This window comes from Fructilactobacillus sp. X8R1C1 (assembly GCF_059900945.1).
Map to the genome: position 1 here is coordinate 34942 of NZ_JBWXVH010000005.1, position 22031 is coordinate 56972.

Below are 22031 nucleotides of genomic sequence, written 5' to 3' on the forward strand. Positions count from 1 at the left end.
ATACCATTGTTTTAATTAATTTTTAAATTTTGTGTTCTTACTCTCATCTATTTTTCAACTAACATTGAAATTTACATTTAATGTAACCGCTTGCAAAAAAATATTTGAAGGACTATAAATATCTATGTTGGAATATTTATTCTGATTGAAATGAAACCACATTATTAAAAATATAAAATGATAGCTACATTGTTATTTATGTAATTGTTTTCTAAAAATTGTTTATTGATCAATTTCTAAAAAACATTCATAAATAAAGGAGGAAATCTCATGGACACAAAAGCAAAAAACAGTAATTCTAATGATAAAACTGAACCAAAAAGTTTTGCATCACATCTACCAAGTTTAAAAGTAAGTATGATATTTGCAATGACATTCGGATTTTTTGGTGTTAACATGGCATTTTCATTGCAGCAGTCACAAATGGGCCGGATTTTTCAGACCATTGGTGCTAACCCAAACAACTTAGGATTTTTCTTCATCCTTCCACCATTGGCAGGAATGATTATCCAACCTTTAATTGGTAAATATTCAGATCGGACTTGGAACCGTTTTGGCAGAAGGATGCCTTACTTACTTATTGGTGCGCCAGTTGCAGCCATTGTCTTAGTATTGCTTCCCAATGCCGGTTCATTCGGTTTTGGATATGGTTCATCTGCTGCTCTTTGGTTTGCAGCCATTGCTACTCTATTCATGGATCTATCATCTAATGTATGTATGCAACCATTCAAGATGATCATTGGTGATATGGTTAATGAAGATCAAAAGGATATGGCCTGGTCGTGGCAACAAGCATTCTCTAACCTTGGTGGTGTTCTAGCGAGCTTGGTACCATTCTTTTTAGCATTCATCGGTTTACCTAATATTGCCAAAAGAGGGGATGTTCCAATTACAGTTAAATTGGCTTACTATTTAGCTGCAGCGGTATTGTTACTAACTTCCTTTTATACTATTGCCAAAGTTCGTGAATATAATCCTGAAGAATATGCTTTTTATCATAATATTGATTTGACTAAACAAAAGAAGCAACCCAGTCTTTGGACTCTAACCAAAAAAGCTCCTCGAGTATTCTGGGAGATTTCAATTGTTCAATTTTTTACCTGGTTTGCCATTCTTTATTCTTGGACTTACGCTACTGGTGCCATTTCATTAAACGTGTATCATACCACTAACCCATCATCTGCAGGTTATCAAGCTGCTGGTAATTGGTATGGTGTTCTTACCTGTATCCAAGCAGTTGCATCAGTTATCTTTGGTTTCTTAGTACAAGCTAAGACAAAGCCAAAAAACAGAAAGGGCTGGTATGTCTTTGGCTTACTTGCTGGAGCCCTTGGATTTATTCTAATTTTCTTTATCCACAGTAAGTTACTCCTAATATTACCATTCTGTTTGATTGGAATTACTTACATTACGATGAATACGCAACCATTTTCATTATTAACTGAAGCGTTAAACGGTGAAAATGAAGGAGCATACCTTGGATTATTCAATTGCGCAATCTGTTTACCACAAATTGCCGCATCACTTTGCAGTTTCTTTATCTTTCCAATGGTCGGACACTCAATGCCAGCAATGTTCTTGGTAGGCGGCGTTTCACTGATAATTGCTGCACTCTCAGTAAGATTTATCCATTCTAAATTGAGTAATCAAGTAATTTAATATAATTATTGATGATAAAATTCCCTAAACAATTAATATATTATATAAAATTTATGTTTTCATGGATTCAAAAAAGGAGGACCAATACCGATTGAATATCGGTATTGGTCCTCCTTTTTTCTCAAAATTCTTTTAATATATTTTTATTATTTCATTCTATACACTTTACTCTCATACGCCCTCAACTTTTTACCAGTATCATCATTATAATTTCCAATTAACTCTTCAGCCCCATCAGGTACCTCATAATCACGTTCCACCTCGTGGTCAGTGAAATTACTGATAACTAATAAAGTTTCGTCTTGATAGTGACGCTTATACGCAAAGACTTCCTCATCGTCTGGGTCCAATAGTTCAAAGTCCCCTTCAATAATGATTGGATTATTCTTACGTAATTCAATTAACTTCTGGTAGTAAGCAAAGACCGAGTTTAGATCATCAACCTCATCTTTCGCGTTAATTTCTTTATAGTTCTTGTTTACCGCAAACCACGGTGTACCAGTGGTAAAGCCAGCGTTTTTTGAATCATCCCACTGCATCGGTGTTCTGGCATTATCACGAGACATATTGGCAAGATATTTCATCATTTTTGTTGGCGAAACAATCTTTTCTTTTTTGACAAATTGGTCGTAGGCATTAATTGTTTCAATGTCTTCATACTGACTCAAGTCCTCTTTATGGGCATTCGTCATTCCGAGTTCTTCACCCTCAAAGATGTACGGCGTTCCTTGCATCATATGAAGCGTGGTGCCAAGCATTTTAGCAGCCAAAACACGATACTTGGGATCATCCGTCGCAAATCGACTCACGGCACGAGGTTGGTCATGATTACTCCAGTAAAGTGAATTCCAACCCTTACCATTTAGCTTCGTTTGCCAGTTATTAAAGACTTGTTTTAATTCAGTTAACTTCACTGGTTGATCGTTCCACTTTCCTAAACGTTTATCTGAATTAGATGATAAAGTAACATGATCAAACTGAAATACCATATTCAATTCATGAGCATCAAATCCAGTGTATTCAATGGCTTGTTTGGGGTTAATGCTCGACATTTCGCCGACAGTCATCACGTCATAATGAGAGAGAACATCTTGATTTAATTCTCTTAAGTATTGATTCAGCTTCGGACCATTAAAGACATCTTGGCCTGGTGCACCATACATGGCGTTTTTAGCCTTATCTACATCAGGCAATCCCACTGGTTTTGAAATCAGGTTAATGGCGTCCATCCGGAAGCCGTCAACCCCCTTATCTAACCAAAATTTCATCAAACTCTTAACTTCTTCTCTGACTTTTGGATTCTCCCAGTTCAAATCGGGTTGACCGTCCGCGAAAAGGTGCAAATAGTATTGACCAGTGGTTTCATCGTATTTCCACGCTGGCCCACTAAAGAACGAACCCCAATTATTCGGTTCGTGGCCATCGACAGGGTCCTTCCAGTAGTAATAATCACGATACGGATTGTCTTTTGATTTCCGACTTTCTTGAAACCACTTGTTTTGATCAGACGTGTGATTAACAACTAAATCCATCACAATTTTAATGCCCAATTCATGAGCCCGGTCTAACAATTTTTGAAATGACTCCATGTCGCCGTACTTCGGATTAATTTTGCGATAATCGGCGATATCATAACCATTATCTTCTTCTGGTGATTCATAGATTGGATTCAACCAAATCACGTTGGCACCTAATTTTTTAATGTACGGCAACCGTTCTCTAATACCATTTAAATCACCGACTCCATCACCATTACTATCCTGAAAGCTCTGTGGATAAACCTGATATACCACTGCATTTTTCCACCATTGCTTGTTTTTCATAATTTCCACCTCTCAACTAAACTTCCGTTAAAAACAGGCCCATCAAGGTATGGTTTGATGAGCCCGGTTTTTATTTACTTAAATAAACTTTTGTTTCGTAAGGACGTAACTGGCCTTCAATGTCATCATTGTAGTTTCCAATCAGTTCCTTAACGCCAACTGGAACCTCATAATTACGACTCAATTTTTGACCAGTAAAGTTACTTTCAACGAGTAATGTCTGTCCATTGTAGTGTCGCTTGTACGCAAAAACCTGGTCGTCGTCAGGATCCAACAATTCAAAGTCTCCTTCGATAATAATTGGATTATCCTTCCGTAACTTAATTAGGTCATGGTAATAAGTGAAGACTGAATCTGGATCATCAACTTCATCGGCTGCGTTAATTTCATGGTAATTCTCGTTAACAGCAAACCAAGGTTTCCCCGTAGTAAATCCAGCGTTCTTAGAAGTATCCCATTGCATTGGTGTTCTAGCATTATCACGCGAGATGTTAGCTAAGTAACTCATCATTTTCGTTGGCGATACCAACTTATCCTTGTTGACGAACTGATCGTAAGCGTTCAGTGATTCAATATCTTCATACTGACTCAAATCTTCTTTGTGAGCGTTCGTCATCCCGAGTTCTTCACCTTCAAAAATATAAGGAGTTCCTTGCATCATATGAAGCGTGGTACCAAGCATTTTGGCAGCCAAGATCCGATACTTGGGATCATCGGTCGCAAACCGACTAACAGCACGAGGTTGGTCATGGTTACTCCAGTAAAGACTATTCCAACCCTTACCGTTTAGCTTGGTTTCCCAGTTATTAAAGACTTGCTTCAACTCAGTTAGTTTAACGGGTTGATCGTTCCATTTGTCCAGGCGTTTATCTGGATTAGGTGATAGCCCAACGTGATCGAATTGAAAGACCATGTTTAATTCATGAGAATTAAAACCAGTGTATTCCAACGCTTCATCAGGCGTTGATGAAGGCATTTCACCAACAGTCATCACGTCATAATGAGAGAGCACGTCGCGATTTAATTCTTTTAAGTATTGATTCAGGTTAGGTCCATTTAACACGTCTTTGGCCGGTTCAGCATATTTAGCATTTTTAAGTTTGGGTGCATCTGGTAAGCCCTTTGGTTTAGAAATCATGTTGATAACGTCCATTCGGAAGCCATCGACTCCTTTATCAAGCCAAAAACGCATGATGTTTTTGACCTCGCCTCTAACCTTGGGATTATCCCAATTCAAATCCGCTTGTTCATCGGCAAAGAAGTGCAGGTAGTACTGGCCAGTTTTAGGATCGTATTTCCAAGCCGAACCCGTAAAGAAGGAGCCCCAATCGTTAGGTTCATGACTATTAACTGGATCACGCCAGAAATAATAATCACGGTATGGATTATCTTTAGACTTTTCACTTTCCTTAAACCATTCATTATCGGTCGAAGTATGGTTAACCACCAAATCCATCACGATCTTAATGTCTAAGTCATGGGCAGCATCAAGTAACTTATTAAACGATTCCATATCACCGTATTTAGGATTGATTTTCCGATAATCAGCAATGTCATAACCGTTGTCAACTTCGGGTGAGACGTAAATTGGGTTCAACCAAATCACGTTGGCGCCTAATTTTTTAATGTACGGAAGCCGTTCTCTAATCCCGTCTAAATCTCCAACTCCGTCTCCATTACTGTCCTGAAAGCTTTGGGGATAGACTTGATAAACGACTGCATTTTTCCACCATTGTTTATTTTTCATAACTAACTCCTCAACTAAAATTTAAAATTATTTTTTACTTTCAATTGGTTTAACGTGAATAGCACTAACGGCTATCACTCCTAATAACATCATAATTCCAGCAACCAAAATCATGCCAGGCATTGATTTTCCAATAAGCGGGAAAATGGCGAAACTAACTAGTGAAGCAATGATCTGAGGCATGCAAATACTGATATTAAAGAGGCCTAAGTAGGCACCCTCATCCTCACCGTTCAAAGCCTCAGTCACGATTGACAGTGATTCAGACTGCATGGCCAGAAAGGCAATTCCAATTAAAACAAAAGCAACAACTGAAAGAGCTTGAGAATGAATAAATGCCAACCAAACAAAGCCAACCCCACCAGCAAACAATCCAATCCGATACCACATTTTACGTGAATTGGGTTTCGTCCGTGACAAGACTAAGAATCCGAAGATAGCGGCAGCTAATGCTTCAACTCCTGACAGAATTCCAAACCAGTTTCCAGCTGCTTGATATGCGGCTGACGATGGATCGGTAACGTGCCAAATAGTCTTAGCAATTGAACCAGTTCCATAGGTCCATAAGTATTGAAAAGCAAACCAACTAAAGAATTGGACAAACGAGACTTCCCAGAACGGACGAGGCGCCGTCTTTAATAATTTAATTAAACTACTCTTCGTCTTTTGGGCATTAACATCAATGCCATGGTACTTAGCGTAGACGGTCGGACTGTACTCATGAACTGACATAACGGTGTATAAAGCAGTGATTAGTAGAACGGCTGCAGCAGTGTAAAACGCAATCTTAACCGATAATGGAACCACTCCTTTAGGTGCTACATTTGAAATTCCAAGCGCCGTTAAGACGAATGGAAGTAAAGTTGCAAATACTCCACCTAAGTTTGAGAAGGACTGTTGCCATGACCATGCCAAATCCTTTTGGTCTTCATTAACCATATCACCAACGATCATCTTAAATGGCTGCATACATGCATTTGATGAAACGTCCATCATGGCAATCGTAATTGCACCAAAAAGTAAAGCGGCAAGCGATCCGTAACCAAACCCAAATGAACCAGCATTGGGTAACAATATCAGTACAATTGCTGCAATTGGAGCACCTACTAATAGATATGGCATTCGTCTACCAAAACGATTCCAGGTGACATCCGAATACTTACCAATCAAAGGTTGAACAATCATTCCTGCCAAAGGTGGCAAAAGGAAGAAGAAGCCTAACTTTGTTGGATCCGCACCAATGGTCTGAAAGATTCGCCCCATTTGTGAGCTTTGAAGCGAGAATGCCATATTGACCCCAAAAAAGCCAAACGTCATCGCAAAAATCGTATACAAACTCAACTTAGGAAGTGTATTCTTCTTAGGTTTATCAGCAGATTTAGAACTATCCATAACGATCCTCCTATTAATTAATTTATTACTTTTTAACGAATATATATATTGTGATCACAGTTTTAGTATAGCTAGTTCTTTTATAATGTAAAGCGCTTACATTTAAAATAACAAATAAATTCAATTAATTATGAATATAAAAGTGCATAAAAATAGTCATTGACTAGGCAGTCAATGACTATTAGTTATTTAAATAATTAGTTATTTTACTTTTGCTAAAAAGTAATGTTTTTTTCCTCGACGAATAATAACAAATTTTCCTTCAAAATTATCATTAGGATCAATTTGATCATCGACTGAAACTACCTTTTTACCGTTAATCGTGATGGCACTATTATTTACATCTTCTCTAGCTTGTCGTTTGGATTTATCAACTCCAGTTTCAATAAGTAAATCAATAATATTCACAGGATTATTTTCAATCTCTGAAGTAGGAACATTGTTAAATGCCTGACTAACTTCCTCAACAGATAATTTTTCTACATCACCGTTAAATAATATATTACTTATATCTTCAGCTTGTTTGGTTGCTTTTTCACCATGAACAAAATTAGTTACTTCTTCTGCTAATACCTTTTGTGCTTCCCGTTTTTGTGGTTCTTTTTTAACTTTCTCAGCTAGTTCATCTATTTGATCCTTATTTAAAAATGTGAAGTACTTAAGATACTTTATGACATCTCTATCGTCTTGATTAAGCCAAAACTGATAGAATTCAAATGGTGATGTTTTATTTGGATCTAACCAGATCGCACCACCAGCAGTTTTACCAAATTTAGTTCCATCTGCCTTTAACATCAGTGGAATAGTTAGTCCATAAACTTTAGTTTCAGGACCATCGATTTTGTGTATTAAATCAATTCCAGCTGTTATATTACCCCATTGATCGGCACCACCGATTTCTAATTGAATATTATATTTATTGTGTAATGTCAGAAAATCAACAGACTGTAATATTTGATAAGTAAATTCAGTAAATGAAATTCCTTGATCTAGACGACTAGCAACTATGTCTTTAGCAAGCATTGAATTAATATTAACTAATTTTCCGTAATCTCTAAGAAAATCTAAAAGAGAAATTTTTGATAACCAATCATAATTATTTACAAAAGTTATATTTGAATCCTTACCAAATAATTTTTTCATTTGTTTAGTTAAAGAATCAACATTATGTTGCACTTTATCCATTGTTTGAAGAGGACGTTCTGTTTTACGACCACTTGGATCTCCAATGGAACCAGTTGCTCCACCAATCAAAATGTATGGATGATGACCTGCACGCGAAAATCTTTCCATCATCATAAATGGTATAAGATGTCCGATATGCATGCTGTCTCCAGTAGGGTCAACCCCACAGTATAATGAAATCTTATTATTTTCTGTTAAATCTTCAAGAGCTTTCTCATCTGTTTCTTGATTGATCGCCCCTCGCCACTTTAATTCATCAATAATGTTCATTACAATAACCCCCTTTGAAAGAAATAACTTAATGTTTTATATTAAAAGTTTACTTAATACTAAATAAAAAACGTCCCTGTAGAAAAACTACAGGGACGCAATTTGCGCGGTACCACCCAAATTTGGATAATAAATATATCCACACTCATTAATGTAAGAATTGACTAGTATTTCTTACATTTATTATTTAATTTAAGTAATTCATTTAACTGTCCTGCATGACTCACACCAACCGTCAATTCTCTGATCTCACAAACAGCAAACTAATATAACTTTTAATATGATAAGAATACCACATTAATTTCTTTAAAACAACAATAATGTAAATTCTTTCACATTATTGTTGTTTTTCTATCTTTATTAACAAACAAATTATAATTCGCAATTATCTACAAATTCCACCTGTTCACCCTTCTATCACAATTAAGTCAAACAATTATTTTACAGAATAAAAATCTTGACTTACCATATGAAAACGCTTACTCTCAAAATAGAAATCACTACAAATGAAATGATTTCTAAGGAGATGTTTTAAATGACCGAGAAAATAACTTCAACTAACAAAATTATTAGTAATTTAAAGGATAAATTTAAAGACTTGTATTCACAAGAACCGACCAAGGCGTATTTCGCGCCCGGCCGAATCAACCTGATCGGTGAACACACCGATTACAACGGTGGTCATGTCTTTCCGTGTGCCATTAGCCTCGGAACGTACGCCGTGGTGACTCCGAGTAACGACAAACAAGTCAACATCTATTCGGAGAACTTCCCAGATACGGGAGTCAACTCGTTTCAAATCGACGACCTAACCATTAACCACGATGATGGCTGGATTAACTACCCCAAGGGGATGTTTAAGGCCTTTGCCGACAAGGGTCACAAGCTGGATCATGGCTTCAACATTCTAATTTACGGCACTTTACCGGACGAGTCGGGGCTATCATCCTCTGCTTCCATTGAGATGCTGTTTAGCAAGATTTTAAACGACCAGTTTAACGACGTCTTCTCGGGACCAGAACTAGCCAAACTCGGACAGCACGTTGAAAACACTGACATTGGCGTTAACTCTGGCATCATGGACCAGTACGCCGTTGAGATGGGCAAAAAAGACACGGCCATTCTGCTTGATACCAACACGATGAAGAGCGAGTTCGTTCCGATTAAACTCGGAAACGATAAAATCGTCATCATGAACACCAACAAGAAACGGGGCCTCAAAGATTCCAAGTACAACGAGCGCCGCCAACAGTGTGAGGACGCCTTAAAACTCGTCAACAAGGTGGCCGATTTTTCATCGTTTGGTGCCATGTCAAATGATGAATTCGACGAGTACACCTACACCATTAATGACGCAACGTTGTTGAAACGAGCCCGTCATGCCGTTTCCGAAAATCAACGAACCTTAAGAGCTGTGAAGGCTTTACGCAACAATGCTATTGCTGAATTTGGTCGACTGGTGAACGCTTCTCACATTTCCCTTGAATACGACTACGAAGTCACTGGTCCGAACTTGGATACGCTAGTTCATGAAGCTTGGAAGAACGGCGCCGTTGGATCGCGAATGATCGGTGCTGGCTTCGGTGGGTGTGCGATTGCAATCGTTCCATCTGACCAAGTCGCAAACTTCACCAAAAACGTTGGTGACACCTACAACTACCGCTTCGGCTACGACGCTGACTTCTACATCGCCAACATCTCGGATGGCCCTAAAGAAATCCAGATTTAGGTGAGGTGAACAACATGGAAAATCTCGTTGAACATTACGCGGACCAGGTCATTGATACCGGACAAACGTACCGACCCACGGATCGCACGTATCTCATAAATTATCTTTACCATTTGGTTGGTGAAAAGAACGTGTCCAATCCGAACTTATCTGACCAATTATTGGTAACGGTCGACCAGTTAATCGACGTGGCCATTAAGAATAGTCAAATTGACGATACCCTCAAAAACCGTGAACTGTTAGAGGCGGAACTGACTAATCTCTACACCCCGCTTCCAAGTGCAGTCAATGACAAGTTCTGGAACCTGTATCAGCAAGCTCCCGACCGGGCTACGGACTATTTTTACAATTTAAGCCAACAAAATAACTACATTAAAACCGCTCGCATCAAGAAGAACCTGCTCTGGGACATTGAAACCAAGTTTGGGGATCTGGAAATCACGATTAACCTGTCGAAACCGGAGAAGGACCCCAAGGACATTGCCAAGGCCGGTCAAAACACCCACTTTGGTTATCCCGAGTGCAACCTGTGCGCTCAAACCGAGGGTTACTACGGTAATTCGCAAATTCCGGTGCGGGTCAATCATCGCATCATTGATGTTTTAGTCGGCGGGAAACCGTGGGGCTTTCAGTATTCACCGTATTCCTACTTTGATCAGCACTGCATCTTTTTGGATGATGTTCACGAGCCGATGAAAATTAGTGCGCAGACGTTTTTCAATTTAACTGAAATTGTTTCGATGTTCCCTGCGTACTTTATGGGGAGTAATGCGGACCTACCAATCGTGGGTGGTTCAATTCTGAGCCACGAACACTACCAGGGCGGCTATCACACCTTCCCAATGATGAAAGCACAGACCCGGTTCACCTTTGACCTGGACCAGTATCCAGACGTTAAGGCCGAGGTTTTAAACTGGCCGATGTCGACGATTCGGCTGACCGGGACCGATAAACAGGAACTAATTGATTTTGCGACCCATATCTTAAATGAATGGCGTAAGTATTCGGACCCGTCCGTTGACGTGCGTGCCGAAACGAACGACACACCGCATCACACGGTCACACCAATCGTCCGCATGAACAAACAGGAGCAGTTTGAGGTCTACGTGGTTCTGCGTGATAACCAGACGTCAAAGAAGTATCCCGATGGCATTTTTCATCCCCACGCCGAATACCAACACATCAAAAAGGAAAACATTGGCCTGATTGAGGTGATGGGACGGGCTATCTTACCTGCGCGTCTGAAACCAGAATTGGCCGAGGTCAAGAAGTATCTACTTGGTCAGCCCAACGACATCGCGGATTATCACGTTGCCTGGGCCAACCAGATCAAACAAAGTTACCAACTCAATCCCGACAACGTCCAGGACGTGATTGACAAAGAAGTCGGGATTACCTTTATGCACGTCTTGGAAAACGCCGGGGTCTTCAAGCTTGATGACCAGGGGACCGCAGCGTTTCAAAAATTCATTCACACACTTTAGGAGGTTATTATTATGAATTGGCTAGCGATATTAATTGGTTTAGGACCAATGGTCGGTTGGGGACTTTTCCCCACAATTGCTTCGAAGGTTGGTGGAAAACCCGCCAACCAAATCTTAGGTGCCACCCTTGGAACCTTAGTCTTTGCGGTCGTCCTGTTTTTCATTGAAGGATTAGCCCTTCCTGGTTGGATCAGTACCACTTTTGGAATTATTTCTGGACTTGGCTGGGGCTTTGGTCAGATCATGCAGTTCAAGGGTTTTAAGTTAGTTGGATCATCACGAGTAATGCCGATTACCACGGCCTTTCAGCTGATCCTGACGTCGCTTTGGGGAGTCTTTGTTCTAGGCGACTGGACTGGCATTATCGGAAAAGTCTTAGGATTTACTGCCCTAGTTATCGTAATTCTTGGTGCGACTCTCACCGCTTGGGTCCAAAACCCAGAATCCACCAATAAGGGTGCTTTAAAGAAAGCTACGATCTTTCAGCTGATTGGTGCCCTTGGATACTTAGTTTACTCAGCCGCTCCACAGGTGGTCATCATGCCATCAATGAAAGCTTTATTGCCAAACATGCAAGCCATGGACGGGAACCATGCGTTTCTTCCCCAGGCCATCGGAATGGTACTATGTGCCGTGATTTACGATTTGTGGAACCTAAAAGACGAAAATGTCTTCATTCAATCCGTTTCATACAAGAACATTCTTGCCGGCTTATCGCAAGGCTTTGGTATGTTAATGTACTTAATCTCAGCTCAACCTGACATGAACGGATTGGCCACTGCCAACGTTCTGGGTCAATTAGCCGTCTTGGTTTCCACTCTGACCGGGATTTACTTCTTACACCAGAAGAAGACACCAAAGGAAATGACTCTGACCTACCTTGGGTTAGTTCTCATTGTCTTTGCTTCGGCCATTACGGCATTTATTTAATTAAATTGAAATGGTATCATAGAAGTAACGAGGCTCCCTGCGTTAGTGGGAATGGCACCATCTTGTCAATGTCTCCACATTAGCGAGACCTATAGTACCAAAAAGGCTGGAACCAATTGGGGTTTCAGCCTTTTTATGTGTTTTTATGGATAAAAAAAGAGCTCATCAGCGACAAGCCGATGAACTCTCGATCATCAATCCTACTAAAAATCGATGATCCCATGAACTATTTACATCTATTATTATAACTTAATTTAATCATTCGATTAATAGATATGTTATTTGACCGTTTAAACAGACACGATAATAAAAAAGAGCTCATCAGCGACAGGCCGATGAGCTCTCGATCATCAATTCTACCGAAAATAGGTGACCATGTATTACTTGTTATAAGTATATTATAACTTAATTAAACAGTAATTCAATTATACGGTATAACAACTAAAAAAGAGTTCATCAACTTTTAGCTGATAAACTCAGTCCCATAACCCTATTAAATCGATGAGTAGATTGCATAATCTTCATTTGTTATTATACAGCATAATTATGTTAAATTAACTATTATTTCAAATAATTCGTTTTTCCATTTTTCAATTGCTTCTTCGAATGTTCCAAGAACCTCAAATTCTCACCATTTCCTAAGACATACAGATTCTCGATCATGTTATCATATTTCTTTTTTGAAACAAGCACCGCCGAATCACCATTCTCACAATGAATGGTAACTTCTTCATCGTCCTTCATAACCTGATCCATGTATGTTTCAAAGTTCACTTTGAAATTATTACAATTAACCACTTTCATGTAATATCATCTCTCTTCATACGTAAAAAATGAAATTTTTTATAGTGATGATTATACCATATAGAATAAAAAGTAAAACTAAAAAGAATGTCTTTAAAAAAGACACTCTCAATAATTGTTAAATGCTGACTAAAATTAATATTCTCTTTTAATCTTAAATCTCGTTCTTAGACTTACCCGTCGTCAACATTTCATGAAAATTGTCGTAACTAACGGTAATCATGTCCGTCAAAGCCGGTTCCGTAAACGAACCAACGTGTGGCGTCACAATTGCGTTAGGATACTTTTTCATTAGGTTAACGACTTCCTGGTTCTTAATATTGTCGATCCCTTTGAATTCGTGACCAAAAATGTTAGCTTCATCAATTAACACGTCAGAACCATATCCACCTAATGTGCTGGACGCAAGAGCATTATCGACGGCTTTTAAGTCAACCACTTGACCACGAGCCGTATTAACCAAAATGGCATCGTCTTTCATTAAATTGATTTGGGCGGTACTGATTAAGTTATCAGTTTCACCTTTAATGTAGGGAACGTGCAGTGAAACAATGTCAGACCGCTTCAATAATTCATCAATGGGGACGTATTCATCGATTTCAGGAGCGTCAACCTTGTGACCGTCGTTAGCGAGCACGGTTGCACCCATTCCACTGTACAAACTAGCTTCAGCACGACCAATGCGGCCCGCACCGATAATTCCAACGGTACTAGAATGAATCTCACGACTAAAGTACGAATCATTGACGATAAAATTGCCAGCGTGAGTGGCGTTGATTTCAGAAGCAACTTTTCGAAACAGACTCATTCCGAGGGTCATCGCCAGCTCAGCCACAGCGTATGGCGAATATCCGGGAACGCGAGCGACCTTGATGCCAAGTTCTTTGGCAGCCTTCAAGTCAATGTGGTCGTAACCAACCGTACGCGTGAAGACATACTTAATACCCCAGTCGGCAAATTTCTGTAAATTTTCCCTGTCAGCCAGACAGTTTCCACGAACTAACACTCCGTCTGACCCCTTGGAATCGATGGCGTTGTCGCGATTTAACATTTCAGAAACTAAGTTCAATTCATAATCGTATTTATTTAAATCTTTGAAGTAACTGACTTCAACGGGACGCACCCCATACGCAGTAATTTTGAACATTTTATCACCCATTATTTGATAATCCCCGAGTTATTGATGACTTCAAGCAGCGCAATCCAAATCGGCATCATGATCACTGACAGAATGGTCGACAAGAACGACGCGTTGGAAGCCGAAACTGGATCACGATTGAAGCTAATTGCGTATGCTGAAGCAACCGTGGCTGTTGGGGTTGCCATCATGATGACAATCGTTGCGATGGCCACGTAGCTCATTGGCATGATGCCCAGCATTGAAAGAGCAGTCAACGCAATCAGATTGAACAACGGCACAATGATAACCTTGTTCCAACTGTAGTACCAAGAAAGTTTGTTGGAAGCAGCTTGCTTGAACGAAATCGAACCTAGAGTGACACCAATTGATAACCAAGCCAGTGGAGACGATAGTTGAGCCAGGTAGTTCAACGGCTTCCATAGCCACAAAGCGGTTTGGTCAATTCGGTAGAAGGCCACACTGTTGGTACCTTTGCCAGGAATGCCATTTAACATCGTTTGGACTGTTACATGTGGAACATAATTTTGTCCTAACCATAAGAAAAGTCCTAAGAAGGTGGCGATAACAACTGGATTCAAAAACATTTTCTTGATGTTCTTCATTTCCATCTTCAAACCTGACATTCTAATATAGGCGTATGAATAAAGAAAAACCCGGTAACCAATGTTGAAAATGGAACTGTACATAATTCCTTTGGGTCCAAAAACCGCACCAACAATCGGAATTCCAAAGAAAGTCGTGGAGCCAAACGTGGTTAAAATTCCCATCACTTCTTTTTTATCTTTGTCTTGTTTGGGATAAAGCAGTGGCGCAACGAAAATCAAGATGATGTAAATGATGAAACCCCACAGGAGGACATTCATCCCCTCTTTTAGGGTATCATCATTGATTGGCTGCATGAATGAGTTTAGTGCTAAAGCCGGAATTGCGACGGTCAGTACAACCCTTGACAACATCTTCCCGAATTTATCGGTAAAAATGTTCTTCTTACGTAAAAAGAAACCAAGTAAAATAATGAAAATCGTTGAGGTGATCGAACTAATGATTCCCGCATTAGTGACGGTCTTCTCAATTGCTTGCATAACGTTCATGAACGTTAACCTCCAAGTAGAATATTATCGTACGCACAGTGAAGTACGTAAAAAATGAAATTTTTCACGATAATAATCTTACCATAGGGAATAAATGGAGAACAAGGAGGATTTAATTATTATTTCTACTTAGTATTTTTTTCGCCACTTCTAAACTATTGTGATCTAATTTGTTAACTTTATTTATCTGTTTTTTACTTATGGAAATTGTATTTTTAGATTTCTCCTCAGTAGAGATTACTTTCACACTAGAATAATATCGATACTTTAATGATGATATATATTCAAGAATATTTGCTAATTCTGTATTATTTATACAACTAGAATTAAGATAGATATGGAAAATTTCTGAATGATTGTTTTTTTCAAAGCAAGCTCCTTTAATAAATTTATAGTGAAGAGTTATTTTTTTAATTCTTTTTCAAAAAAACAATTATAATCATTTCTAGAAATCCATTTTGTTTTAAATAGAGTAGGATAAGATGGTTTTAATTCAAAAAAATCATGACTATTTGATAGTAAACTATCAAAAGTTTGCCCAATATAGTTACCGTTTGGTAAAACTCCAATAATATACATCTTGGGATAATCGGAACTATAATTGATCACTGGAAATTGATAACCGGGATTACCTATTCTATCTAAATAAATTGGCATAAAAACTGCTATTAAAACACTCAAAACAGCAATTATGGAAATCGAAATCTCGATACTTTCATGATGATCACTTATATAACGTTGTAGAAACAATAGAACAACAACAATTATCAGAAATAATATACTTATGACTTTTACGACTCTATCAACGCAATTCACAAATGAATAACTTCTATAGGTATGGAAATTCAACGTATTAAAAGAAGATTTAGAATTAAATACACTAACTTTATGTTCCTTAACTTTCTTTCTATTTTCTGGTAAAAAGGCTGCATCAGGAAAAATAAATTGTATAAAATTCAAAAAAATATTTCCTTTAGAAGTTAATGTTATAATAGCGTTTACTAATATAACTAATATAACTAAAAAGCTTATGATGTCTTTCATATTATGATTTATCCCCTATCTAATTTTTTATGTACACAAAAAGCCCCACCACAGGGCTCCTCAACAACTATTTCATTTCCACTTTCTTATCCTTCTTCTCCATCCTCATCTTTTCCTTGTGCGTCTTCTTGTGTTTCATCTGGAGATGTGACGTGATCTCTCGATGATGCAACATATCCAACTGGTTGTTTGATGAACAGTAGAACGCAATGAAGAAGATTAGGGTTGCAAGCAGCGCGTACACAGCTCTTCTAAAGTATTTCAGAAAAACGGTCTGATCCCAGCTGTATCCCTTACCTAAAGCAGCCATAAAGTAACGAACCAAGTAGTAAACAAACAGGACGAAGGCAATCACAAAACCAGCAACTGACAAAATGTTTCTGGTGGCGACGGCAAAAGTTACAACAGCAACCAAAATACATAGCATGAAGACAAAGTATTTAAAGCTCTTGATATAACTTTTATCGTCAGCCCGACCGCGATTCGTCCAATACAAATAACAGGCAATGATTAAGGCAATCACTGCGATAATCAATAAAATTGGTTTAAACATCTAATTCCTCCTTTAAATTTTATCTCCCAGGACACAATTTAAACTGTGAATCAGCATTCCGATCACCATCATATACATTGAGACCATACTGAAACCCATGGCTAACACCACGAAAGTCACGATCCAAAAAACAACTAAAAACCAATTAACAAATCCTTTAAAACTCATTATATTTCATCTCCGATATCCTCTTGTGATTACTTTCATCATACCATTAAATCGCCGTGAGCTGAGGAATTTGCTCAAGTTTTTACATCCTCTATTTGCCCACAAAAAAGAGCTCTCAATGAGAGCTCTTTTTCTTACTTATTAAAGTTGAACATCGTATTTATCGAAGAAGTCCTTAAGTGGTAACAAGCCTTCACCACCATATTCTGCGAAGAATTCTGGTAATGTGTAAGTCTTGTTGTCATTCTTGTCCTTCTTATAGTTTGGACTGATGGTTTCAACGATTTGACCATTTTCAATTTTAACGATCAAGTCTTCAACTGGAAGTCCACGGTCTTGGTTAATCTTTGCGTCAATCAAGAATGGGTGACCAGCTTTTGTAACCTTAACGGCTTTGTCAAATGCAGCAGGAAGTTCAGAAACGTTGTGAACAGTTGTAGCGTCAATTCCCATTCCCTTAGCGATTAATTCAAAGCTTTGACCTTGAAGTTGAAGGCCGAAGAATTGCATTGGTAAGTCTTCTTGTTCACCTTCGATGAAGCCTAAGTCTTCGTTTGAAGTAACCACGTTAATAACTGGAAGTTGATACTTCGTCAAAGTTACTAAATCTTGGATAACCATTGAAAGGGCACCGTCACCAGCAATGTTGAAGACTTGACGATCTGGGTAAGCTTTCTTAGCAGCAATGGCACCAGGAAGTCCGGAACCCATCGTTGCGAACAATGCGGAGATGACCCACTTGTTAGTTGGTTGAATGTCCAAGTATCTGAAACTGTTGATGATGTTGTCACCAACGTCGATTGAGAAGACAGCATCTTTGTCGGCTACTCGGTTAATTTGTTTGTAGATTGGGGCAACTGGCATGGTTGAGTTAGCGTTAGTCATGGTGTCCTTCAAGTGCTTACCAAAGTCCTTGAATTCTTCCATGAAGCTACCATTACTCTCATCGGTTTCGTCACTACCAATGTTTAACATCTTGTGAATGTACTCCATCCAGTTAGCTTGGTCAGCAACGGCAGCCTTGTAGAATGGACTTGGAGCAACTTTTTCACTTTGAGCCAATGCCTTGTCAACAAATGAGCCCGCGTCAGACCAGATTGGGAGGTCAACTTCGTGGTGACGACCAAGTTGGATTTGAGAGTCATCAACTTGGATGTAAGCGAATTTGTGACTTGCATAAACTGATTTAGCGAATGGGAAGTCACCACCAATGGCGATAACTAGGTCGGCAGTACTTAAGATTTCGTCAGCGGCCTTTGATGCGGCACGGTTGGCGGTTCCTAGGTTAGCTTCGTAGTTAGCGTCAACGTAGCCTAAAGCTAATCCGTCCATAATAACTGGAATCTGGAGTTTCTTTGAAAGTTCGATTAACTTGTCGCCATTGCCCTTGATTCCACGACCAACGTGGAGAACAGGACGTTTAGCGTTCTTAATCATCTTAAGGGCTTGACTTACTTCGTCATCGGTTGCAACTGGTTCTGGAGCTGGCTTGTCGTAAGTCTTTGATGCAGAACTGTACGGAACATCTGGGATTTCGTCAAAGCCAAAGTCATTTGGAATAACAACTACGGCAACACCCTTCTTTGCGTATGCTTCGTGAATCGCACGGTCAACAACGTGTGGCAAACTTTCAGGAGTCATTACGATACGGTCGTAAACCGAAACGTCAGAGAACATTGGGGTCTCTGGAAATTCTTGGAAGTAATTGTAGTTCATGTTGTCATGACCAACTTGACCAACGATGGCAAGCACTGGAGCGTGGTCTTCTTTAGCGTCATACAAACCGTTTAGTAAGTTGACCGCACCAGGACCAGCTGATCCAAAGGCAACTCCGATTTTACCAGTTAATTTAGCGTGAGCAGCGGCCGTTAGTGCCCCAACCTGTTCGTGTCGAATTTGTACGTAATTAATGTTATCTTTTTCTTGATCGAGCGCAGCAAGCGTTGAGTTAATGGAACCACCAGGGTATCCATAAATGTCCTTAACGCCATATGATTCAATAACTTTAAGCATTGCTACTGCTGCAGGAATTTTCTTTACATCTGTCATAATTTCTTCCTCCCAAAAGTACTTAATTCTTTTGTTGACCCTAATATACTCCCATATGAAAACGGTTGCAATAAAAACGCTTACTAAATTTACTAAGTCTTTTTAATGTAAATCATGAAATTAACAAAATGTAATAAATTCCCAATTTAACGGCAATTTGAGCGTGTTATTAGTTATCTTTTGGCGCGTCATATGTAATAATACTAGTAAGGAGGTGAAAAACATGAACTTTTCTGGATTAGTAGAAACTGGTGACGGTCGTTTGATTAACGTGAACAACGTGAACTCAATCCATCCCCGCGAATCAGAAGGTAACATCATTTCATACCAAGTTACTTTCAACAACAATACTACTGAAGAAATCGACATCGATGCTTTTGAAGCACTTAAGAACATTGCTTTAAACAAAGATAACAAGTAGGATTGGCAATACTTAGTAAAAAAAACAGGTCAACTGTGAGGTTGACCTGTTTTTGTGTGTAGACTTAATTATATTAGCAAAACATAGTTATGCATTTAATAATTATTATTATCATCTTCTTTTTTGCTTTCTACATCGCCTTCATGATTAACGGAGTATCCGGTAAGAGTTTTTGTCTCACCATCTTTTGTTTCTACAATTTTAACCTTGTTCGGGGTATTGAGTAACTGTAAATACCATTTAGTTACACCTTCTGGATAATCATCTTTATATACTTTTAACTTATTTCCAAACCTTTTGTAATGAACCGGCATTTCTTCTCCATAATCAAATACATCGCCTAGTTCCATTTCATTTTTGTCAAGATTATAGTCATCATCTTCAAACGTAAGAATCTCATCCTTATCCTGTCCTGATGAAGTTCTATCAACAAATTGATCTTTAGAAACTTCCTTTGCAATTTTTGCATAATCATCAGTTGAATTAGCACCAGATACGCTGGTACTATTTCCACATCCTGAAATAAAAATCATCCCAAATGATAATAATGATATCAATAATACCTTACGAATTAATTTACGTTTAATAAAAATCTCCTCCAAAAAATTACTTATTATCTAGTAGTAGAATAGTCTTTAGGTGGCATATAATCGAGTGGTTTATAACTTCCGCCATCCAAAGTGCCGAACTCTTCATGAATATTGACATTATTTCCATTGGTTGTAAAAGTTAGATGGTCTTCACCTTTAGCGCCCACATAGCCTGAAACTGTTGTTGTATTCCCATTACTACTTGTAACAACAGCATCACTTGGCCACTCTCCACCTACTTTACTAACTAATTGTTCTGCTTCAGATAATGTTATGGGAGAACTATTACTAGTTTCTTTAGTACTAGAATCAGATGAATTTCTATTTTTAGGAGTATCTTCAGATGTCTTATTATTAGAAGCACTTTCATCAGATTTTGACGATTCCTGCATATTCTCTGAACTATCTTTTTTAGAATTATTTTTGTTTTTCTTTACTACAACTTCTTTTCTAACTTCCTTAGGTTTTACACTACGACTGCTCATAGTACCAATAATATAGGCGGCTCCCATTAAAATTATTACTACTAAAATAATAATTATTATCCATAAGCCCATTCTGCCCTTACTTTTCTTCATCCTTAATACTCCTTAATTAATTTATATATTAATTATATTACTATGTTAATCAACGCACAATTTAAATTTATGACTTATATCAAGCAAATATCTATAGTAAATTTTTAATTTAAAATGAAAATAAGTTTCACGTGAAACAAAAAATCCTCCGCACATTTGGAGGATTTGATCGTATTTTTAGACACAGTGTTCAATTATTTCTCAGGAATTTCCCACTCGTGGTCCTGATTGTGTTTCTTCATGTAGTTCATGAACTGCTTGGAGTTGTAAGCTTTCTTGACGTCCTGGGCCCACTTGGTGTGCTCATTCTTCTTGTTTACAACGGCTAGTAGCATGTACTGACTTTGTGGATTTTCGCGCAGAAGCATTGAACTTGCCGGAATCTTAGCCCCATAAGTATCAGAACCAGGGATAATGGCGTAGTCCACGCTGTTTCTGGAACGTGGTTCGTTGGCCGAATCCATTTCATCGAACTTCAGGTCGTACTTGTTATCGATGATGTCATTTTTAGTGGCCTTGATGGGGTCAACACCCTTCTTCAACTTAATCCAACCGGCTTTTTCCATTACCAAGAAAGCTCGTGACATATTGGATGGATCGTTTGGAATGGCAACCGTGTCACCCTTCTTAACGTCCTTTAAGCTGTGCTTTTTGGCCGGATAAATCCCAGTTGGAATGGTTGGCACCTTAGTCAAGGCAACCAAATTACCATGATTTTCCTTGTTAAAGTTATTCATGTAGGCGCCGTGTTGTTCAACGTTTAAGTCAACCTGACCCTGGTTTAATGCCATGTCAGCATTCAGTAAGACGGAGAATGATTTATTTTTTACCTTGTACCCGTCTTTTTCAAGAATGGGTTTGATGCCCTTCATAAACAGGTCACTGTAAGGACCGGGTGAACTTGCTAAAGTGATCGTCTTTTTGTTTGACTGTGGTGCATGTGCCTTCTGATACGGCCGATACACAAACGTATATCCAAATAAAATCACGATAATTGCGACTAATGCGGTAATCCAATATCTTTTCTTCATCCTATTTCTCCCTTTCAACTAAATAATCCTGTTTCTGCCAAAACCTCGTTAAACGAAACAATTAAAAAAATCAGTTAGACTATCCATCAAGTTAGCCTAACTGATCCTTTTTCTCCACGTAAATAGAGTAGATTAGTATATTCGATTGAGTTAGAATCAACCAATCTCAGTTAGACTAACAAAATGTTGTATCTAACTGAGCACAAAAATTACTACACTTAGATACAGGCGTTTGATCAACACCCGCATCTAAAACTACGAACGCTGACCTACATGTAACAAGTACAGCAACAGTAAGTATTTTGATAGTTCGTAGTAATCGTTGTCATTGGTTTCATCCCT

Annotated in this window: 19 protein-coding genes; 5 read left to right on the forward strand and 14 right to left on the reverse strand. The window is 38.6% G+C overall.

What is annotated here, in order from left to right; all coding sequences use genetic code 11:
- The first annotated feature begins 270 nt into the window (after nucleotides 1–270).
- On the forward strand, nucleotides 271–1659 hold the full coding sequence (locus AC6UD1_RS05505; protein WP_500694157.1) for an SLC45 family MFS transporter: 1389 nt from the start codon (nucleotides 271–273) through the stop codon (nucleotides 1657–1659).
- Between the two features lie 146 nt (nucleotides 1660–1805).
- Here the strand turns inward: AC6UD1_RS05505 and AC6UD1_RS05510 are convergent, their stop codons facing one another.
- From AC6UD1_RS05510 to tyrS, 4 genes are all read right to left on the reverse strand, one after another.
- Entirely contained in the window at nucleotides 1806–3482 is a 1677-nt protein-coding gene (locus tag AC6UD1_RS05510) for a glycoside hydrolase family 13 protein (protein WP_500707492.1), read from the reverse strand.
- A gap of 70 nt (nucleotides 3483–3552) precedes the next feature.
- Entirely contained in the window at nucleotides 3553–5229 is a 1677-nt protein-coding gene (locus tag AC6UD1_RS05515) for a glycoside hydrolase family 13 protein (RefSeq protein WP_500707493.1), read from the reverse strand.
- A gap of 27 nt (nucleotides 5230–5256) precedes the next feature.
- Nucleotides 5257–6621: an SLC45 family MFS transporter gene (locus AC6UD1_RS05520; RefSeq protein WP_500707494.1), complete on the reverse strand. Its 1365-nt coding sequence runs from the start codon at nucleotides 6619–6621 to the stop codon at nucleotides 5257–5259.
- Between the two features lie 201 nt (nucleotides 6622–6822).
- Complete coding sequence (tyrS, locus tag AC6UD1_RS05525) at nucleotides 6823–8076, reverse strand: tyrosine--tRNA ligase (protein ID WP_500707495.1); 1254 nt, start codon at nucleotides 8074–8076, stop codon at nucleotides 6823–6825.
- A gap of 535 nt (nucleotides 8077–8611) precedes the next feature.
- On the opposite strand from tyrS, the gene AC6UD1_RS05530 reads away from it, so the two are divergent.
- The 3 genes from AC6UD1_RS05530 to rbsU are packed head-to-tail and all read left to right on the forward strand — an operon-like array spanning nucleotide 8612 to nucleotide 12219.
- Entirely contained in the window at nucleotides 8612–9805 is a 1194-nt protein-coding gene (locus tag AC6UD1_RS05530; RefSeq protein WP_500707496.1) for a galactokinase, read from the forward strand.
- Nucleotides 9806–9819: 14 nt separating this feature from the next.
- Nucleotides 9820–11289 carry a UDP-glucose--hexose-1-phosphate uridylyltransferase gene (gene galT, locus AC6UD1_RS05535; RefSeq protein ID WP_500707497.1) on the forward strand — a complete coding sequence of 490 codons (1470 nt, stop codon included), beginning with the start codon at nucleotides 9820–9822 and terminating at the stop codon, nucleotides 11287–11289.
- Between the two features lie 12 nt (nucleotides 11290–11301).
- Complete coding sequence (rbsU, locus tag AC6UD1_RS05540) at nucleotides 11302–12219, forward strand: ribose/proton symporter RbsU (RefSeq protein WP_500695984.1); 918 nt, start codon at nucleotides 11302–11304, stop codon at nucleotides 12217–12219.
- A gap of 561 nt (nucleotides 12220–12780) precedes the next feature.
- Here rbsU and AC6UD1_RS05545 read toward each other — a convergent pair.
- From AC6UD1_RS05545 to AC6UD1_RS05575, 7 genes are all read right to left on the reverse strand, one after another.
- Nucleotides 12781–13023, reverse strand: coding sequence for a type II toxin-antitoxin system Phd/YefM family antitoxin (locus AC6UD1_RS05545; RefSeq protein ID WP_500707498.1), 243 nt, complete (start codon nucleotides 13021–13023; stop codon nucleotides 12781–12783).
- Nucleotides 13024–13177: 154 nt separating this feature from the next.
- Complete coding sequence (locus AC6UD1_RS05550; RefSeq protein ID WP_500707574.1) at nucleotides 13178–14170, reverse strand: NAD(P)-dependent oxidoreductase; 993 nt, start codon at nucleotides 14168–14170, stop codon at nucleotides 13178–13180.
- Nucleotides 14171–14181: 11 nt separating this feature from the next.
- Nucleotides 14182–15255 carry an AEC family transporter gene (locus AC6UD1_RS05555; RefSeq protein WP_500707499.1) on the reverse strand — a complete coding sequence of 358 codons (1074 nt, stop codon included), beginning with the start codon at nucleotides 15253–15255 and terminating at the stop codon, nucleotides 14182–14184.
- 402 nt (nucleotides 15256–15657) lie between these two features.
- A complete protein-coding gene (locus AC6UD1_RS05560) occupies nucleotides 15658–16299 on the reverse strand; it encodes a hypothetical protein (RefSeq protein WP_500707500.1) in 642 nt (213 codons plus the stop codon).
- Between the two features lie 67 nt (nucleotides 16300–16366).
- Nucleotides 16367–16852: a hypothetical protein gene (locus AC6UD1_RS05565; RefSeq protein ID WP_500707501.1), complete on the reverse strand. Its 486-nt coding sequence runs from the start codon at nucleotides 16850–16852 to the stop codon at nucleotides 16367–16369.
- Between the two features lie 12 nt (nucleotides 16853–16864).
- Nucleotides 16865–17020 (reverse strand): hypothetical protein, encoded by a 156-nt coding sequence (locus tag AC6UD1_RS05570; RefSeq protein WP_500694168.1) that lies wholly within the window; start codon nucleotides 17018–17020, stop codon nucleotides 16865–16867.
- 141 nt (nucleotides 17021–17161) lie between these two features.
- A complete protein-coding gene (locus AC6UD1_RS05575; RefSeq protein WP_500707502.1) occupies nucleotides 17162–19069 on the reverse strand; it encodes a thiamine pyrophosphate-dependent enzyme in 1908 nt (635 codons plus the stop codon).
- A gap of 223 nt (nucleotides 19070–19292) precedes the next feature.
- On the opposite strand from AC6UD1_RS05575, the gene AC6UD1_RS05580 reads away from it, so the two are divergent.
- Nucleotides 19293–19490, forward strand: a complete 198-nt coding sequence (locus AC6UD1_RS05580) for a hypothetical protein (protein WP_500694170.1) — start codon at nucleotides 19293–19295, stop codon at nucleotides 19488–19490.
- Nucleotides 19491–19585: 95 nt separating this feature from the next.
- Here the strand turns inward: AC6UD1_RS05580 and AC6UD1_RS05585 are convergent, their stop codons facing one another.
- The 3 genes from AC6UD1_RS05585 to AC6UD1_RS05595 form a co-directional block, all read right to left on the reverse strand.
- Entirely contained in the window at nucleotides 19586–20023 is a 438-nt protein-coding gene (locus AC6UD1_RS05585) for a hypothetical protein (RefSeq protein WP_500707503.1), read from the reverse strand.
- A gap of 80 nt (nucleotides 20024–20103) precedes the next feature.
- A complete protein-coding gene (locus AC6UD1_RS05590; RefSeq protein WP_500707504.1) occupies nucleotides 20104–20658 on the reverse strand; it encodes a hypothetical protein in 555 nt (184 codons plus the stop codon).
- Between the two features lie 194 nt (nucleotides 20659–20852).
- Complete coding sequence (locus AC6UD1_RS05595) at nucleotides 20853–21689, reverse strand: MetQ/NlpA family ABC transporter substrate-binding protein (protein WP_500707505.1); 837 nt, start codon at nucleotides 21687–21689, stop codon at nucleotides 20853–20855.
- Nucleotides 21690–22031 lie beyond the last annotated feature (342 nt).

Coding starts and splice junctions, on each gene's coding strand:
- AC6UD1_RS05570 (WP_500694168.1), bottom strand. CDS start 17,020: ATGAGTTTTAAAGGATTTGTTAATTGGTTTTTAGTTGTTTTTTGGATC.
- tyrS (WP_500707495.1), bottom strand. CDS start 8,076: ATGAACATTATTGATGAATTAAAGTGGCGAGGGGCGATCAATCAAGAA.
- AC6UD1_RS05505 (WP_500694157.1), top strand. CDS start 271: ATGGACACAAAAGCAAAAAACAGTAATTCTAATGATAAAACTGAACCA.
- AC6UD1_RS05530 (WP_500707496.1), top strand. CDS start 8,612: ATGACCGAGAAAATAACTTCAACTAACAAAATTATTAGTAATTTAAAG.
- AC6UD1_RS05515 (WP_500707493.1), bottom strand. CDS start 5,229: ATGAAAAATAAACAATGGTGGAAAAATGCAGTCGTTTATCAAGTCTAT.
- AC6UD1_RS05565 (WP_500707501.1), bottom strand. CDS start 16,852: ATGTTTAAACCAATTTTATTGATTATCGCAGTGATTGCCTTAATCATT.
- AC6UD1_RS05560 (WP_500707500.1), bottom strand. CDS start 16,299: ATGAAAGACATCATAAGCTTTTTAGTTATATTAGTTATATTAGTAAAC.
- rbsU (WP_500695984.1), top strand. CDS start 11,302: ATGAATTGGCTAGCGATATTAATTGGTTTAGGACCAATGGTCGGTTGG.
- AC6UD1_RS05595 (WP_500707505.1), bottom strand. CDS start 21,689: ATGAAGAAAAGATATTGGATTACCGCATTAGTCGCAATTATCGTGATT.
- AC6UD1_RS05555 (WP_500707499.1), bottom strand. CDS start 15,255: ATGAACGTTATGCAAGCAATTGAGAAGACCGTCACTAATGCGGGAATC.
- AC6UD1_RS05580 (WP_500694170.1), top strand. CDS start 19,293: ATGAACTTTTCTGGATTAGTAGAAACTGGTGACGGTCGTTTGATTAAC.
- galT (WP_500707497.1), top strand. CDS start 9,820: ATGGAAAATCTCGTTGAACATTACGCGGACCAGGTCATTGATACCGGA.
- AC6UD1_RS05510 (WP_500707492.1), bottom strand. CDS start 3,482: ATGAAAAACAAGCAATGGTGGAAAAATGCAGTGGTATATCAGGTTTAT.
- AC6UD1_RS05590 (WP_500707504.1), bottom strand. CDS start 20,658: ATGAAGAAAAGTAAGGGCAGAATGGGCTTATGGATAATAATTATTATT.
- AC6UD1_RS05545 (WP_500707498.1), bottom strand. CDS start 13,023: ATGAAAGTGGTTAATTGTAATAATTTCAAAGTGAACTTTGAAACATAC.
- AC6UD1_RS05550 (WP_500707574.1), bottom strand. CDS start 14,170: ATGTTCAAAATTACTGCGTATGGGGTGCGTCCCGTTGAAGTCAGTTAC.
- AC6UD1_RS05585 (WP_500707503.1), bottom strand. CDS start 20,023: ATGATTTTTATTTCAGGATGTGGAAATAGTACCAGCGTATCTGGTGCT.
- AC6UD1_RS05575 (WP_500707502.1), bottom strand. CDS start 19,069: ATGACAGATGTAAAGAAAATTCCTGCAGCAGTAGCAATGCTTAAAGTT.
- AC6UD1_RS05520 (WP_500707494.1), bottom strand. CDS start 6,621: ATGGATAGTTCTAAATCTGCTGATAAACCTAAGAAGAATACACTTCCT.